Below are 16275 nucleotides of genomic sequence, written 5' to 3' on the forward strand. Positions count from 1 at the left end.
ATATAGAAAAAAGATAGCTTGGGGGAATTTAAAATGACTGATATGCAAACTCCATTTGCGTTAATTTTACATGGTGGCAACGCGAGAAGCGCGTCACTTGAAGCAATTGCTTTTGCAAGACAAGGAGATTTTGAGAATGCGAGTAAAAAGATGACACTTGCTAGTGAAGAAATTTCAGCAGCTCATCGTATTCAAACAGACTTAATTCAAGAAGAAGCAAGAGGAAATCATGCAGAAATCAGTTTACTGTTAGTGCATGCACAAGATCATTTAATGAATGCAATTACAGTGAAAGAACTTGCTGAAGAATTTATCACTCTTCATAAACGAATAGAAGAGAAAGTGACAGTATAAAATGTACATTTTATTATGTTGCGCAGCAGGCATGTCAACGAGTATGGTTGTAAGAAAAATGCAAGAAGAGGCAATGAAACAAGGGAAGAATTATAAAATTAAAGCAGTTGATTCAGAACTTGTGAAACTGGAGATAAAAAATGCTGATGTTGTTTTAATCGGACCACAGGTGAAGTATTTGTTTCCAGCGGTACAGTTTCTTGCGAAGTCATACGATATACCGGTTGCAATTATAGAGCAACGAGATTATGGCATGTGTGACGGTTTGAAAGTATTGAAACAAGCAGAACAATTAGTTTTAGCATAATTATATTTTTTTAAATATAAACATTATAATGTTATAACTTTATTTCATTCTTTCATAGTAAGGAAAAAGAGGAGGGGTATTGATGAATGGTTTTATGAGTTTTATGGAACAAAAGATTATGCCAACAACGCAAAAGATTGCAGGACAACGACATTTATTAGCAATTCGAAACGGAGTTATTTCTACATTGCCGTTAACGATTGTCGGATCATTTTTCGTTATCTTTTTAAATTTACCAATTGATGCATATATGGAGTGGATTGCACCGTTTCGTCATATTTTAGATATTCCATTCCGATTTACAGTAGGTTTAATGGCGCTATACGCAGCATTTGGGGTAGGAGCTTCACTCGCCAACTTTTATCAGCTCAATCAGTTAAGTGCAGGGTTGTTATCTGTACTCGCCTTTTTACTAGCATCAGTTGAACCAATTCAAATTACGAAAGCTGTACCAGGTGTTATTGATGCAGGTAGATATATTTCAGTAGGAACATTAAGTGCAACATCTTTATTCGGAGCAATTGTTACAGCCTTAATTGCAGTAGAAATTTATCATTTTATGATTAAGCATAATATCTCGATTAAATTACCAGATAGTGTACCACCAGCAGTTTCAAATTCGTTTGCAGCATTAATTCCAACTTTAGTCGTTATTCTTTTATTCTGGGGTATTCGTTACGGTTTAAAATTTGATGTAAATACAACAATCACATATTTAATCGCACCACTAAAATCAGTATTAGTAGGAAATAATTTATTCGGCGGTTTATTAACAGTATTCTTAATCGTGTTCTTCTGGTCATTCGGTATACATGGCCCTGCGATTTTAGGACCAATCATTCGTCCGATGTGGGATTCAGCAATTCTTGAAAATATGGAAGTATTCACAGCTACAGGAAATGCACATCAATTACCAAACTTATTTACAGAGCAATTTATTCAATGGTTCGTATGGATCGGTGGATCAGGCTCAACGTTAGCTTTAGTTATTATGTTTATGTTCTCTAAATCTAAGTTCCTAAAAGAGTTAGGTAGATTATCATTTGTGCCAGGCTTATTCAATATTAACGAACCGATTATTTTCGGGGCACCAATTGTAATGAACCCAATCTTAATTATTCCATTCGTTATTACACCGTTAGTGACAACGACAGTATCATATTTCGCAGTTGTTTCAGGGATGATTCCACTGATGATGGCGAAATTGCCATTTACGATGTTAGCACCAATTGCAGCGGTTATTAGTACGGACTGGACAATTATGGCTGGTGTACTTGTACTTGTTAACTTTGTTATCTCATTCGTTATTTACTATCCGTTCTTCAAAATGTATGAGAAACAACAAGTAGCAGGAGAGGAGAAAGAAAAATGCTCGGAGCAATTATCATCTTAATTACATTCGTAGCGGGGCAATGTATTGCGCATTATTCAAAATGGGTACAAATTAAATCTTTATTAGTTTTACTACTCGTATCAATTTTATTTATCGGTTGTTCAATGGGTGCTTATGTAATGTTAGGATTACAATCACCATACGTAATTATTGTACCAACGATTTTATGTGCAACATGTTTATCTGCAAAATATAGATTTACGAGCATGGCATTAATACAACGTGTGAAGGAGATGCAAAAGCATGGAGCGTAAATTAGGAATTTCACTTTATCCAGAGCATTCAACGAAAGAACAAGATATGGCATACATTTCGGCAGCGGCACGCCACGGTTTTTCAAGAATATTCACATGTCTATTATCTGTAAATCGTCCGAAAGAAGAAATTGTAGCTGAATTTAAAGAAATTATTAATCATGCAAAAGATCATAATATGGAAGTTATTTTAGATGTAGCTCCGGCGGTATTTGATCAACTTGGTATTGGCTATAGTGATCTGTCATTCTTTGCAGAGTTAGGTGCAGATGGTATTCGTTTAGATTTAGGTTTTGACGGATTAACAGAAGCGAAAATGACAAATAACCCGTACGGCTTAAAAATTGAACTGAACGTAAGTAATGATATTGCATACTTAGAAAATATTCTTTCGCATCAGGCGAATAAATCAGCTTTAATTGGTTGTCATAACTTTTATCCGCAAAAATTTACTGGTCTTCCGTATGATTATTTCATTCGCTGTAGTGAACGTTTTAAAAAACACGGTATTCGCACGGCAGCGTTTATTACGTCACATGCAGCTAACATCGGTCCATGGGATATTAATGACGGACTATGTACGTTAGAAGAGCATCGTAACTTACCAATTGAAGTACAAGCGAAACATTTATGGGCGACAGGGCTTATTGATGACGTTATTATCGGAAATGCTTATGCGAGTGAAGAAGAGTTAGAGAAACTAGGAAACTTAAATCGTTACATGTTACAGCTAAAGGTACACTTTGTAGATGAAGCGACTGAAGTAGAAAAGAGAGCCACGCTGCAAGAATTACATGTAAGACGCGGTGACATAACAGAATATATGGTACGTTCTACAGAAGTACGTAAAAAATACAAAGACTATGACTTCCCAGTGCGCGAAAGTGTACTACAGGAAAGAGGCCAAGTTGTAATTGGTAACAACTCGTTTGGTAAGTATAAAGGTGAACTACAAATCATTCTAAAAGAAATGCCGATAGATGAACGTAAAAATATTGTCGGTACAATTGCAGAAGAAGAGTTATTCTTACTAGATTATGTAGGAGCTTGGACGCAGTTTACTTGCGTGGAATAGGGAAGGGCAGGAGAGGATGCTATGGCATCCTCTTTTTTCTGTTGAAATAGTAATCTATCGTATATAGAATGCAAAGAGATAGATTTAATTTGGACGGGAGAGAAAGATAGAATGTGAGAATCATAAAAAAAGAGTCAGCCTCGACAATGAGACTGACTCTTTTTTCTATGGTAATTAGTTTAATACTTTAACTGTAACTGTTTTACGTCCCCAGTTACTTGATGTACCTTTATCAGGCATTAAAACGTCGATTTTATTTCCTTTAATAGCTCCACCAGTATCACCAGCGATTGCTACTCCGTAACCTTCAACCCATACTTTTGAACCTAATGGAATGACACTTGGGTCAACTGCAATAAGTTTCATATTTGGATTAGCTGTTAAGTTGTGACCTAAAGCTGATTTTACTTGGTCGCCTGCTTTATAACCATTTTCAAGTGGATCTGCTGTGTAAGCTGTTGCTACAACACGTAGTTCACGAGAAGATGATGGTGCACTTGTTTCAGTTTCTTTTGCAACAGGTTGTTGTGTAGCAGGTTTTTGAGCTTTAGCTGCTTCACGAGCTTCAGCTGCTTCTTGAGCTTTAGCTGCTTCACGAGCTTCAGCCGCTTCTTGAGCCTTAGCTGCTTCACGAGCTTTAGCTGCTTCACGAGCTTTAGCTGCCTCTTGAGCTTTAGCCGCTGCTTGAGCTTCAGCTGCCTCTTGAGCTTTAGCTGCTTCACGAGCTTTAGCTGCTTCTTGAGCCTTAGCTTCTGCTTGAGCTTCAGCTGCTGCCTGAGCCTTAGCTTCTGCTTGAGCTTTAGCTGCTTCACGAGCTTTAGCTGCCTCCTCGGCTTTAGCTGCTGCTTGAGCTTCAGCTACTTCACGAGCTTTAGTTGCTTCCTCCGCCTTAGCTTTAGCTTGCGTTTCAGCTACTTCACGAGCTTTAGTTGCTTCCACTGCTTTAGCTGTATTTTGAACTTTCGTTGCTTTTTCAACTTTAACTGCTGGTTGAACTTTAACTGGAGCTTTACCTGTTAAATAAGGAACATGAACATAAGCTGTTTTTCCGTTATATTCAAATTGGATCCAATCATTTTCAACTTGGTGTGTTGTTTCAATTACATCATCTTGTTTTAATTTACCAAGAATTTCTGAGTCTGTGTTTGCACCAGCACGTACGTTTAATACGTTTGCTGTTACGTAGTAAGTGTCTTTTGTATAGTCAGCGCTAATGAAAGCTTCTTTACCGCTGTTTAATTTCACTTTTGACCATCCGTTTTCTGTATGTAAAACGTTAACTTTATAGCCATCTAATAATTTTCCTACAACTTTTGATTCAGTAGTTGGGTTTTCTCGTACATTTAGTACATCAGTCGTTACGATTGTTTCTGCTTTAGCAGATGTTGTGAAAATCCCAAGACCAAAAACCGCTGCTGTTGCTATACCCATAAATTTTTTCATAATAGCCTCCATTGCATTTGTTTTCGTTGACCTCATTATAGCAACCATTATTTTCTTATTTGCGAAAAACATAAAATTACAAAGGTTTCGTAACGGGTCATTAATATTCTGTAATAATTCCAGTAATATCCTAAAAGCGCTTTCTTTTAGTTTATAGGGGAGGTTAGAGCATCTAATACATAAAAAGGGGAGTATTTCAATTTCTAATAGGTTAATATTGTTTCTTTAGTGTTACGTAATTATTTCTTAATAATTACAAAAACGATGTTTTTTTCTATTGAAACAGGAAAGTAGTTATGTAAAAATAACTATTTTAGTTGTGGAGAAATAGAAATGGGGTGAAATTTAATGAAATATCGCTACAATTGTTACAAAATAAGTCGAGGTATGGAAAAAATTACGCCTTGATTTTAGTCTTTCACATATTATTTTTGCAATAATAGGATTCTATAGTAGCTTTAGTACTTTGAAATAGTTAAAGGTATGTAAAACGTGAAACATATATAATAGAAGAAACACGATTTAATAGATAAAGTGAAACTTTAATCAGTGGGGGGCTTACTGCCCATTAAAGCACGATAAATAAAAAACGTAGGAGTGTAAATTCCTACGTTTTTGTTTATTCATATCGTAAACATTCAATTGGATCCAGTTTGGCAGCTTTGTTAGCTGGTAGTAGACCGAATATAATACCAATCAACATAGAGATACCTACTGCAAGAAGTCCAAGTTCTTTTGAGACAACGAGTGGCCATCCGGCAAAGATGGAGACGATCCAAGCGAAGAAGATACCGAGCATGAATCCGATGAAACCACCTAGTCCTGTTAAAATACAAGATTCAATTAAGAATTGTGTTAATACTTTACCACGCGTTGCACCAAGTGCTTTACGAATACCAATTTCACGTGTACGTTCTGTTACAGATACAAGCATGATGTTCATTACACCGATACCACCAACAAGTAAGGAGATAGCGGCAATACCACCGAATACCATTTTCATCATACCGATAGATTCGTCTAATTGCTTCGTAAATTCACCTAAGTCTTGTGCTTCGAATTTGTGCTCAAATTTAGGAACTTTCATTTCGTTTAAAACAGAAACGGCTTGTTTTTCTACACTTTTACGTTCTGTTGGAGAGGTCATTGTTAATCTTACAGAGTCGTATTCATTTACTCCTGAAATGACAGGCGCGTTTTCAAGTGATGTATAACCTTCAGGCATAGGCATTCCAAAGTCATTTTTCGTTTCGTATACACCGACTATTTTATACGGCTTTCCTTTTATATCTGTATATTGATTTGATTCCCAACCATTACTAAATAATTTGTTGAAAGCTTCTTCATTTAATATAACAGCAGGGATTGCTTGGTTTAATTCACTGTCATTTAATTCACGACCGTGAACTAATTTTATTTTCGAATCTGTCATAAAGGCGCCTGTTCCACCTTTTAAATCAAGATTTACATCTTTTGAACCGGCAGATGCTTTTACTTTCATACTTACGTCTGGATACACATCTTTAACGCCTGGTACAGTTTGCAGACGGTTTAGCATATCGGGTGTGATTTTGGCATTATCTGTTCCATAGTCAGGATTGTTGTAGTAAATGGTTATTTCATTATCTTTTCCTTGGCCTAGTTCTTCCTTAAACTTTGCATTCGTACCATCACCCATTGAAATGATAGTAATAATGGCACTAATACCGATGATAATTCCTAGCATCGTTAAGATGGAACGCATTTTATGGGCAAAGATAGAGGAAAGGGCCATGCGTATATTTTCACTCGTGTTCAAAATTAACCTCTCCAATCTTGGACGATATTTCCGTCACGAATTACAATTTGACGTGCTGCAGCTTCCCCAATTTCACGATCGTGGGTAATCATAATGATTGTTGAGCCTTGTTTGTTTAATTCGTAAAAGAGGTCCATAATTTGTGTACTCGTTTTCGTATCAAGTGCCCCCGTCGGTTCATCGGCTAAAATGAACTTTGGATTATTTACGATTGCACGTGCAACTGCGACACGCTGTTTTTGTCCACCTGATAATTCGTTTGGCAGATGAGTAGCACGATCAGCTAAACCTACTTTTGTTAAAGCGGCTAATGAGCGCTCACGTCTTTCTTTTTTATCAACTCCAGCGTAAATAAGAGGGAGCTCTACATTTTGAAGTGCTGTAAGTCTCGGTAATAACATGAAGTTTTGGAATACGAATCCAATCTCTTTATTACGAACGCGTGCAAGTTCTGTTTCAGACATGTTTGAAATGTTTTGACCAGCTAGTTCGTACGTACCTGTCGTTGGTTTATCTAAGCAACCGATAATGTTCATTAATGTTGATTTACCAGAACCAGATGGTCCCATAATAGAAGTAAATTCTCCCTGGTTCAGTGTTACGTCAATGCCGTGCAATATTTGAACGGATTCTGCACCATTTTGAAAAGATTTCGTGATGCCTTTTAAGTTAATCATTCAACGACAACCTCCATACCATCTTTTAAGTCTTTTTCAGGTTTAGAGATAATTTGTTCTCCTTTTTTCACTCCAGAAACTTTTGCTTCGCTATCAGTCTCGAATTCAACAGTAACTGCTTGTTCTTTCGCTTTACCGTCTTTTACAATGAAGACAACATTTTTGTCACCTTTTTTCACGATGCTGCTTTTCGGAACAATTGTCCCAGTTGCTTCGCCAGATTTACTTGTTACGTATACGTGGAAGCCGTTTTGTAATTCTTCACTATTATCTAATGTGACAGTGAATTGATAGTTAGAAACTGTTTTGTTTTCATCCATGCTCTTTAATGGTGTAGAACCGATTTCTGTTACTTTTCCTGTCCAAGTCTTACCAGCGACCGTTTTTGAGGAAACAGTTACTTCTTGCCCAACTTTCATACTAGCAAGCTCATATTCAGAAAGTTGACCTTTTACTTTAAATGGACCAGCGTGACGAAGTGTAATGCCGCTCATACCTGTTTTTTCATCAGCAGTTTTTACGATGTCATCAATTACGCCATCAGTAGGGCTCGTTACAGAAAGTGTGTTTAATTTCTCTTTTGCTGCTTTAATCATCTCATCAGCTTTTTCAACTTCAAACTTCTTCATTTCAAGTTGTGATTCTAATTGCTGTACTTCAATTTCTGATGCTTTTAATGCTTCAGCAGGAAGGCCTGCATTTTTATCTTTTTGTAATTTTTGTTTCGCTGCATCAATTTGCTTTTGGAACAATGTTACTTCTTTTTGTGCGATTTTCTTTTGCATTTCTGCTTCTGTTACACCTTGTTTCGCAGTAGGGTCATTATATTTAAAAAGGAGCTGACCTTTTTTCACTTCATCACCTTTTTTTACAGCTAATTCATACGTACCTTTTGTTGGATCAAATGAAATTGTTTCGATTCCGTTTGGAATGACTTCACCGCCAAATTTTTGTGCGTTTTCAATTTGTTTTTCTGTTACTTTATATCCGCTATATGCCATTGCCACTTCTGAGCCGCCGCCAGCAAATGCAAAATATGATCCAGCTGCAATACCGATTGCTACTACACTAGTAATTAACACTTTATTTTTCTTCTTCATCTATTTATCACCTTTTCGTTCGTTTTAGTATCTACATTCAGTATAGAAGAGGTAAAGAATCTGACAAATCGTTTTAGCTTACAATAACCTTACAGTTTTGTAAGGTACGTATATATAAATGTAAGGTAGAGCTTGTCCTAGTGTAAGCAAATGAATTGACTCGTCGTTTTTTTCTTACAATAATATTGTATGAAAGAGAGGAGGAGGCAAGATGGAAGCTTATTTTAGTGCGCATCCATTAAAACCATTTATTCCATACTCAAGGCAACACGTCCTTATATTATTTATTATGTTGGTGGGGATATTTTTTCTATATCAATATCAAGATTTATTGCGTCAAAATGAGTGGAATATAACGGTTCGATATGCGATTGCATTTTTATTTATTGGGAGTGAGATTGGACTTCATATGTGGGAATGGAGAGCGGGGATTTTTGAACTGGGCACTTCATTACCATTTGAGTTATGTACGATTAGTTTATTGTTAGCATCGATTATGATTGTAACGAAAAGTTACCGCATATATGAGATCGTATTTTTTACGGGAATTATTGGTGCATCACAAGCTATGTTAACGCCGAACTTGCAATATGCTTTTCCGCATTTTCGTTTCATTGAATATTTTATCGCGCATATATTACTCATTTGGGCACCACTCTTTATGACCTGGGTAGAAGGGTATCGTCCTACATTACAATCTATTAAACGCACAATGATATTTTTAAACATATTGATTCCCATTGTTTCGTTTGTGAACTACAAAACAGGTGGTAATTATATGTTTTTAGCTCGTAAGCCAGAAACAGCTTCATTACTCGATATGTTAGGGCCGCATCCTTACTATATTATTTCATTAGAAATAGCTGCGCTTATCGGATGTTTTATTTTATATATGCCATTTGCGAAAAGAGAAGGGCATGCGCATAAAGAATCACTAGGGTCATAACCTAGTGATTTTTTATGTGTGAATATTTACAATTCAGAAAATTAAGAATAAAATTAGAGGGTAAATTATATAAAGAGAGAAGGGAAAACGTGGTCAAAAAAGTTTTTCTGAATGGGATGGAAGTGACAGTTCAATTTATTATTTCGATTTTAGGTATTATTTGTTTAGGGGCATTGCCGAAGTTATTTTATGGATTTGAGTTGCGTGCATCACAGTACATACAAAGTTTAAAAGAAGTGTTTGTGAATTTAATGGATATTTCCAATTTGCAATATGTGAGAGGTAAATTTTTATTTCCGCAGTTGTTCGTCCATTATAAAGAAACAATTGTAATTTTTTTGGCTGCTTTTTTCATTTCATTATTTGTAGCATTTTGTATTGTTTATGTCATTATGAGTAGTTCACCGCGTATACAACATCGCATTAAATCATTTCTTATCCTCCTAGAATCCATTCCAGACATTCTTCTTATTTTAGTATCACAAATTTTAGTTGTATGGTTTTTTAAACAAACAGGTTTTTTACCTTTTCAAATTGCGTCAATTGGAGGCGAATCAATTAGAGGATTACCAATATTTTGTTTGAGTATACCGACTACGATTCTGTTTGTAAAAATGTTAGTGCTTCGTTTTGAAAATGAGTTAGAAAAAGATTATGTACTTTTTGCTAAGGCGAAAGGGCTGGATCGTTTTCATATTTTAAACCGTCATGTTTTACGAAATGTGTTGCTTAGTACACTTTTCTTCGCGAAAACGAATATCTTTTTTATGTTATCTAATCTATATATTATAGAATGGATTTTTAATACGGGTGGTATTTTTATGTTTTTGAAATCGTACGAAGGTATTAGGATTGAGGTTTTCATCGTTAGTGTGCTACTTATTTATATTCCGATTTTTATTTTGTTTAAATTGTTTCATTACCTCATTCCAGGTGCGATGAAGGAGAGGCTATAATATGTGGACGTATATAAAACGCGATAAAAGATTTTGGATAAGCATTGGGTTTCTTCTCATATTAGTTCTTTTGAGCATCGGAAATACGATATGGAATGATGGACATATTAGACAAGTTACATTGCAATATGATGCGGATGAAAATCCACAAGTGCCACCGTTTTCACCTTCATTCCAATTTTTACTTGGGACAGACCGGAAAGGATACGATCTTTTACAATTAGTCATTGAAGGTGCAAAGTGGACGATTGGTATATCTATTTTAATTGCGGCACTTAGAATGGTAATAGGTGTGTTTTTCGGTGTCGTACTCGGAACATATGTAAAAAGAGGCTTTTCAAAAATCGAGGCTTTTTTTGATAGTTTTACAGTTATTCCGACAGTTATGATTGCGTACTTTTTTCTTCATTTTGCAAATACATTTGGGAGCGGAGAGGAAACAACAACCTTTTTTGAAAGGGCTTCGTTTCAAGTTTTATTACTTGTAATGCTTGTGATGCCAGTTATTGCACTGTATGTCGCGAAGGAAGTACGTAAATTAAGAACCGAAGAATTTATTGAAGCTGCGTACATATTAGGTGGATCGAGGAGACATATTGTTATAAAACATATTTTTCCGCATCTTTATATGACGTTTATACTTGTATTTTTTCAACAGTTTACGCAAACTCTTACTATTTTACTGCACTTAGGATTACTGGAAATATTCTTTGGCGGAACGGTTAAGTTTTTAGGACCGATAGAAGAAATAGAATCATACACACATGAATGGTCAGGTTTAATTGGAGTCTATTTTAGATCGTTAACAGTGAATCCGTGGATTCCGCTCGTTCCCATTACATTTTTTGGACTTACTATTTTTTCAGGAAATATGATTGTAAAAAGTATAGAAGAGGCGATGATGAAAGTCAGGCTAGGAGGAGAGATAAAGAAGGTCGTTGTAGAAGAGGAACAATCTGCTGTGCAGTCAAAAGAAGAGTTATTTACTTTTAAACATACGATGTGAAAAGAAGCAAGCATGTATTTCATGCTTGCTTCTTTTCTTTATTTTGTAGAAACTTCGCCTTCAGCTTCTGTTTGCGGAATATAGTAACCGATTATACCACCGATGATTGCTGGTATAATCCAGCCAATTCCTAAGTTATAAAAAGGAATAGTGTGTACGATATTAGCGATAAAACTTGGTATCAATTCCACATTATCAAGTGCATGAATACAGCTAATAATGAATGCTGCGATCATTGCTCCAATGTAGACAGAAGGTTTACGTTTCGTATATTTATCAATAAATGATACGAAAATTAAAATGATTGTAATTGGATACAAAATAATTAATACAGGTAATGTAATTTTGATTAATAAACTTAAACCTAAGTTTGAAACCACGAAGCTAAAAATACAAACGTATAGTACGAGCTTTTTGTAAGAAACGTTTGTTAATACTGTTGCAAAATAGTTGGCGAATGCACTTACAACGCCGATTGCTGTCGTTAAACAAGCGAAGATGATTGCGATACTTAATAAAACATTACCACTTGTCCCAAAGAATTGGTACATAACAGTAGCTAATAGTTGACCACCGTTCTCGAATTGACCTAAGTTGCCGTTTGAAGCACCGATATAACCGAGTAAGAAATAAACAATTGTTAAAAATAGAGCTGCAATGCTACCGCAAATAATTGTATATTTCGCAATTGATTTCTTCTCTTGTATACCGTTTTGGCGAATCGCATTTACAACAATCGTTGATAATACAAGTGCTCCAATTGCATCTAACGTTAAAAATCCTTCAAGAAATCCTTTGAAAAATGGGATTTCTTTATAGTCACCAACAGGTTCTGCAAACGTTCCTGGTGAAAGAATCGCTTTTGTTGCCATAATTGCAATAATTCCAAGTAAAATTGGCGTTAATATTTTTCCGATATGATCTACTAATTTTGATGGATTTAATGATAAGAAGTAGACGACTGTAAAGAAAATTGCACTAAAGATTAACATAGAGTACCATTCGTCTGGGAAAAGCGGTGCAATCCCAATTTCGTAAGATACAGATCCAGTTCGTGGAATAACAAATAGTGGGCCGATTGAAAGATAAATAATGATAGCGAATATTGCTGCAAATTTTGGATGAACACGGCTTGCTAAAGTGTTAAAACTACCACCGGCAAGGGCAACAGCGACGATAGCTAGTAAAGATAAACCGACGTCTGTAATAATAAATCCTGTAATGGAGACCCACATATTTTCTCCGGAAGAAAGACCGAGAAGGGGCGGGAAAATCATATTACCAGCACCGAAGAAAACTGCGAATAGTAATAAACTAATCGAAAGTATTTGCGCTGGCTTTAAAGTTGTACGCATATAAAGAAAATCCTCCTAATGAGTATTTTTGTCGAAAATTCAAATAATTTGTCGAGTAACTGTTACTATTTTAAAGGTCTGATGACTAGAAAGCAATAGGGAATTTTGAAAAAATTAAAAAATAATGCATTAAATCGAATAAATATACTATTTGTATGTTTAATAAGAAGGATTTAATTTTAAACGTAAAAAAACACATATCGCTAGGATACGTGTTTTAAAAAAATATTTTTTTATCACGTTCTTCTTTTAAAATTTCAACTGCTTCTCGGAAACGTTGTGAATGGACGATTTCACGTTCACGTAAGAAGCGTAGACTATCATTTATATCTGGATCATCGGATAAATTAATGAGCCATTGATATGTTGCTCTTGCTTTTTCTTCGGCCGCAATATCCTCGTATAGATCGGCGATTGGATCACCTTTAGCCTGTATATACGTTGCAGTAAATGGAACACCAGCCGCATTATGGTAATGAAGTGCGCTATCATGGTCGGCGTAATGAGGATCAAGTCCAGCAGCTTTCATTTGTTCAGGAGTTGCATCTTTCGTTAGTTTATAAACCATCGTAGCAATCATTTCAAGGTGAGCAAATTCTTCTGTACCAATATCAGTAAGTAGGCCAATGACTTTATCAGGAATTGTATAACGTTGATTTAAGTAACGTAGTGCAGCAGCTAGCTCGCCATCTGCACCGCCGTATTGCTCAATTAATAATTTTGCAAGTGCTGGATTGCAAGTTCCCACTTTAACGGGGTATTGTAATTTCTTTTCATAAATCCACATAGTTTCTCTCCTTTATATTTGCCATGGCCAAGGACCTTTGCTCCATTCCCAAGGGGCATTCGAATAGCTGTTTCCAAACTGTTGGAGTGGTCCGTATTTTTCTTCCATCTTTTGTTTTAATACTCTCCGTTTATAGGAAAAGTCATTAAATTGATTAATCGCAGCGGTGTCATCTGGATGTGTATCTAAATAAAGAGTGAGTTCAACTAGTACAAAGTCCAGTTCTTGAAGCTCCAGTAAAAGCTGATAGTATTCTTCTGGTAGCGATTGATTCACGTCAGTAGTCACCGCCCTTTTTTATAAGGATTTTCATAATAGTCATAAAAAACAGGCCATAAAGTCCCTTTTTGTAGTGCTTCTTTTGGTGTGAATTGTGGTAAGTTTGGCGGTTGAAAGCCTAAAAATAAATTAGGAGGAGTAGAATAATATTTTTTTCCAATAGGAGGACAAGGATCGAGAGGACTATGATAGGGCACGAATGATCTTATATATTTATTCACGAATAAACCTCCTTACATGTTCATTACTACGTATTGTATTCAGACATAATGAGCATTTATGACACATATAAAAAAGTAATAGGTACGGGGGGAATGAATGTGGAGACTGTGAAACAATTCATTGTATTGGAAGTAAAGAACTTAAAGGAAACTCTGTATTTTTATGAAGGGATTTTAGGGATAACACCTAGTTCAGAAAGGCCGCAATTAGATATTACAGGGGTTTGGTATGATACCGATTCAACGAGAATTAGTTTTGTGATGAATCGCAGTTTGGGCGGGCGTGAGAAGAGTGTTACGGACTCAGTTGATGTTCTAACGTTTTCAATTTCTAACATAGAGAATGTAAAGAAGAGGTTAGTATTTTATAAAATCGCATATACAGAAAACAAAAGTGAGAAGAGTATTGTGGTACAAGACCCGGATGGATATAAACTTCAAGTGATAGAGAAAGATGAATAGACGGAGGGGATTTAGTGGAGAGAAATTATGAAGAAATTGCGTTGTTTGAGCATCAATTTTGGCTAAAGATACTTACTGATCATGCACAATTTTTACTGGATGCATTAGCTCCGAAGGAAAAGGAGGATATAAAGAAAGCAACTTACTTTGTTGAAACATTTACGAATTTGTTAAATAAAGTTCGGAATGTAAATCTGATGGCATTCTCAAAAGAGGCTGAACAAGCTGCTAAGGAAATTCGGGCGTTTAAATTAAATATTATACAGAAGCAGTTGGAAGGGAAAATTACGATTCATTTTACGCCAACTTTTATTAATCATATGGTAAACGAAGTGGAAGAGTATATAACAGTTTTAGAGTTTTTGAAGAAAGGGGAAGTTCCGCCTGTTTTTCATGAATTGCATTATCATCTCGTTTGGTTAACGGATGCGGCTGGTCATGCGGGTTCTATTTCTGGTGGGCTAGATCTTGTTGAAAAAAGATTGAAAGAGAAAAGCGAAGAATTTACGAAGCATTTTGAACAATTTTACTTAAAGGCAGTTGAGATGACTGGATATTTACGAACGGAGCTTCATCATTTTCCAGCATTAAAGAAGTTTACAAAAGATGTTTCACTTGAATTGAAATTATTTTCGCATTTTTTACATGAAGTGGAAGAGCTCGAGTTATCGAATGAAGTATTAAGTGTATTATCAGCTAGAATGGCAGATCATATGGCAAGAGAGGAATGTTACTACTTATTAAAACTAGCTCAATCGTCTGGACTTGAAATGCCGAAATGTAATCCGCTTTAAAGAAAAAAGAGGTCAATTTTATTTGGCCTCTTTTTCTGTTTTATTGTCTCTTTTTATTTTTGCTTGTTCAATGCTTGCCTGTAATGTCTCCATAATATTAATGATGTTCGGAGCTGGAGAGATTGTTTCAGTTTTTTCTTGTTGTTCAATTTTATTCTCGATTAATTCGGTAAGGGCTTCTTTATATTCATCTGTATACATTTCTTGTTCAAAAGGATTTGTAAGGTGGTGGATTAAATTAATTGCTGCGGTGAGTTCTTGTTTTTGGATAGGATAATTTTCGTTACTTGGTAAGTTAGGTATATTTGTTATATCGCGAATTTCATTAGGATAGTGAATGGTTTGTAACATCAGTCCATCTTCAAAGTTACGGATAATAGCTAAATGTTGTTTTTTTCTAATAGAAATATGAATAAGCCCAAGTTTATTTGTACGTTCAAGAGCTTCTTTTAATAATAAATATGATTTTTCATGCCCTGGGGTAGGACCTATAAAATAAGAACGGTCATAAAAAACAGAATCGATTTCGTTATTTTGGATAAAAGATATAATTCGAATGGATCGTGGTTCGTGAGCTTTTTGTAACTCAGCTAATTCTTTTTCATCCATAATAATGTATTTATGAGGTGCATATTCATAGGCTTTTACAATATCGGTATCATCAATTTCTTCATCCGTACAATCAGGAGCAAATTTTTTATATTTAATAGGTGTTAAACATTCTTTATGGAGACTTAAAAATTTTATATCGCTTTCTTCTACGGCACTATATAGTTTAATTCCTATATTTAATAGTCCAAGTGAAAGTGCACCTTTCCATACGGTATGCAAATGAAACATCTCCCTTCGTTCAAAAATGGTTATGTATATTATGAGATAGTAAGAAATTTCCTATACGTGTATTTGTTTTTTATGGAAGGATAATCAGAAGGGATTGGAATATAAAATATATTGACAAGCCCTCTGAAATATTTTAATGTGAGTGTATAAAATTGTGTATAAAGGGGAGTAACTTATTACAATAAAGTCGTCATTACAGGGAGAAACCCTCGGCTTTATTGGCAACGT

General features: G+C 35.4%; 19 protein-coding genes. 10 read left to right on the forward strand and 9 right to left on the reverse strand.

The window, feature by feature from the left end; genetic code table 11:
• Positions 1-33: 33 nt before the first annotated feature.
• The 5 genes from AAG068_RS04145 to AAG068_RS04165 all read left to right on the forward strand — a co-directional run bounded on the left by AAG068_RS04145 (position 34) and on the right by AAG068_RS04165 (position 3383).
• On the forward strand, positions 34-354 hold the full coding sequence (locus AAG068_RS04145; RefSeq protein WP_342718265.1) for a PTS lactose/cellobiose transporter subunit IIA: 321 nt from the start codon (positions 34-36) through the stop codon (positions 352-354).
• Position 355: 1 nt separating this feature from the next.
• A complete protein-coding gene (locus tag AAG068_RS04150; protein ID WP_000275651.1) occupies positions 356-661 on the forward strand; it encodes a PTS sugar transporter subunit IIB in 306 nt (101 codons plus the stop codon).
• Positions 662-743: 82 nt separating this feature from the next.
• Positions 744-2054, forward strand: a complete 1311-nt coding sequence (locus tag AAG068_RS04155; protein ID WP_001013061.1) for a PTS sugar transporter subunit IIC — start codon at positions 744-746, stop codon at positions 2052-2054.
• The gene (locus tag AAG068_RS04160; protein ID WP_342718266.1) at positions 2030-2308 is read left to right on the forward strand and encodes a hypothetical protein; all 279 of its coding nucleotides are present in this window, start codon (positions 2030-2032) and stop codon (positions 2306-2308) included. The genes AAG068_RS04155 and AAG068_RS04160 overlap by 25 nt, the downstream gene beginning before the upstream one ends.
• Complete coding sequence (locus tag AAG068_RS04165; protein WP_342718267.1) at positions 2298-3383, forward strand: DUF871 domain-containing protein; 1086 nt, start codon at positions 2298-2300, stop codon at positions 3381-3383. Before AAG068_RS04160 ends, AAG068_RS04165 begins: the two co-directional genes overlap by 11 nt.
• A gap of 174 nt (positions 3384-3557) precedes the next feature.
• On the opposite strand, the gene entC is transcribed toward AAG068_RS04165, so the two are convergent.
• The 4 genes from entC to AAG068_RS04185 all read right to left on the reverse strand — a co-directional run bounded on the left by entC (position 3558) and on the right by AAG068_RS04185 (position 8401).
• Positions 3558-4949, reverse strand: a complete 1392-nt coding sequence (gene entC / locus AAG068_RS04170; RefSeq protein WP_342719706.1) for a cell wall-binding protein EntC — start codon at positions 4947-4949, stop codon at positions 3558-3560.
• Positions 4950-5445: 496 nt separating this feature from the next.
• Entirely contained in the window at positions 5446-6600 is a 1155-nt protein-coding gene (locus tag AAG068_RS04175; protein ID WP_428845995.1) for an ABC transporter permease, read from the reverse strand.
• Between the two features lie 26 nt (positions 6601-6626).
• Positions 6627-7301, reverse strand: coding sequence for an ABC transporter ATP-binding protein (locus AAG068_RS04180; RefSeq protein WP_000609103.1), 675 nt, complete (start codon positions 7299-7301; stop codon positions 6627-6629).
• The gene (locus AAG068_RS04185) at positions 7298-8401 is read right to left on the reverse strand and encodes an efflux RND transporter periplasmic adaptor subunit (RefSeq protein ID WP_342718269.1); all 1104 of its coding nucleotides are present in this window, start codon (positions 8399-8401) and stop codon (positions 7298-7300) included. Before AAG068_RS04185 ends, AAG068_RS04180 begins: the two co-directional genes overlap by 4 nt.
• Positions 8402-8612: 211 nt before the next feature.
• On the opposite strand from AAG068_RS04185, the gene AAG068_RS04190 reads away from it, so the two are divergent.
• From AAG068_RS04190 to AAG068_RS04200, 3 genes are all read left to right on the forward strand, one after another.
• Entirely contained in the window at positions 8613-9347 is a 735-nt protein-coding gene (locus AAG068_RS04190) for a TIGR02206 family membrane protein (RefSeq protein ID WP_342718270.1), read from the forward strand.
• Positions 9348-9436: 89 nt separating this feature from the next.
• Positions 9437-10303 carry an ABC transporter permease subunit gene (locus AAG068_RS04195; protein ID WP_342718271.1) on the forward strand — a complete coding sequence of 289 codons (867 nt, stop codon included), beginning with the start codon at positions 9437-9439 and terminating at the stop codon, positions 10301-10303.
• A gap of 1 nt (position 10304) precedes the next feature.
• Positions 10305-11309 (forward strand): ABC transporter permease, encoded by a 1005-nt coding sequence (locus AAG068_RS04200; protein ID WP_342718272.1) that lies wholly within the window; start codon positions 10305-10307, stop codon positions 11307-11309.
• Between the two features lie 38 nt (positions 11310-11347).
• On the opposite strand, the gene brnQ2 is transcribed toward AAG068_RS04200, so the two are convergent.
• From brnQ2 to AAG068_RS04220, 4 genes are all read right to left on the reverse strand, one after another.
• The gene (gene brnQ2, locus AAG068_RS04205; RefSeq protein WP_342718273.1) at positions 11348-12664 is read right to left on the reverse strand and encodes a branched-chain amino acid transport system II carrier protein BrnQ2; all 1317 of its coding nucleotides are present in this window, start codon (positions 12662-12664) and stop codon (positions 11348-11350) included.
• 217 nt (positions 12665-12881) lie between these two features.
• On the reverse strand, positions 12882-13451 hold the full coding sequence (gene cotJC, locus AAG068_RS04210) for a spore coat protein CotJC (protein WP_000265273.1): 570 nt from the start codon (positions 13449-13451) through the stop codon (positions 12882-12884).
• Positions 13452-13463: 12 nt separating this feature from the next.
• Positions 13464-13727, reverse strand: a complete 264-nt coding sequence (locus tag AAG068_RS04215) for a spore coat protein CotJB (protein WP_001076510.1) — start codon at positions 13725-13727, stop codon at positions 13464-13466.
• 8 nt (positions 13728-13735) lie between these two features.
• Complete coding sequence (locus AAG068_RS04220; RefSeq protein ID WP_075312109.1) at positions 13736-13951, reverse strand: spore coat associated protein CotJA; 216 nt, start codon at positions 13949-13951, stop codon at positions 13736-13738.
• 48 nt (positions 13952-13999) lie between these two features.
• Between AAG068_RS04220 and AAG068_RS04225 the strand changes: the two genes are divergently transcribed.
• Both AAG068_RS04225 and AAG068_RS04230 read left to right on the forward strand, forming a co-directional pair.
• Positions 14000-14413 carry a VOC family protein gene (locus AAG068_RS04225; protein ID WP_144575822.1) on the forward strand — a complete coding sequence of 138 codons (414 nt, stop codon included), beginning with the start codon at positions 14000-14002 and terminating at the stop codon, positions 14411-14413.
• Between the two features lie 14 nt (positions 14414-14427).
• Positions 14428-15207, forward strand: coding sequence for a DUF2935 domain-containing protein (locus tag AAG068_RS04230; RefSeq protein ID WP_342718275.1), 780 nt, complete (start codon positions 14428-14430; stop codon positions 15205-15207).
• A gap of 18 nt (positions 15208-15225) precedes the next feature.
• Here the strand turns inward: AAG068_RS04230 and AAG068_RS04235 are convergent, their stop codons facing one another.
• Positions 15226-16038 (reverse strand): Ku protein, encoded by an 813-nt coding sequence (locus AAG068_RS04235; protein ID WP_342718276.1) that lies wholly within the window; start codon positions 16036-16038, stop codon positions 15226-15228.
• Positions 16039-16275 lie beyond the last annotated feature (237 nt).

Source organism: Bacillus paramycoides (assembly GCF_038971285.1).
GTDB lineage: Bacteria > Bacillota > Bacilli > Bacillales > Bacillaceae_G > Bacillus_A.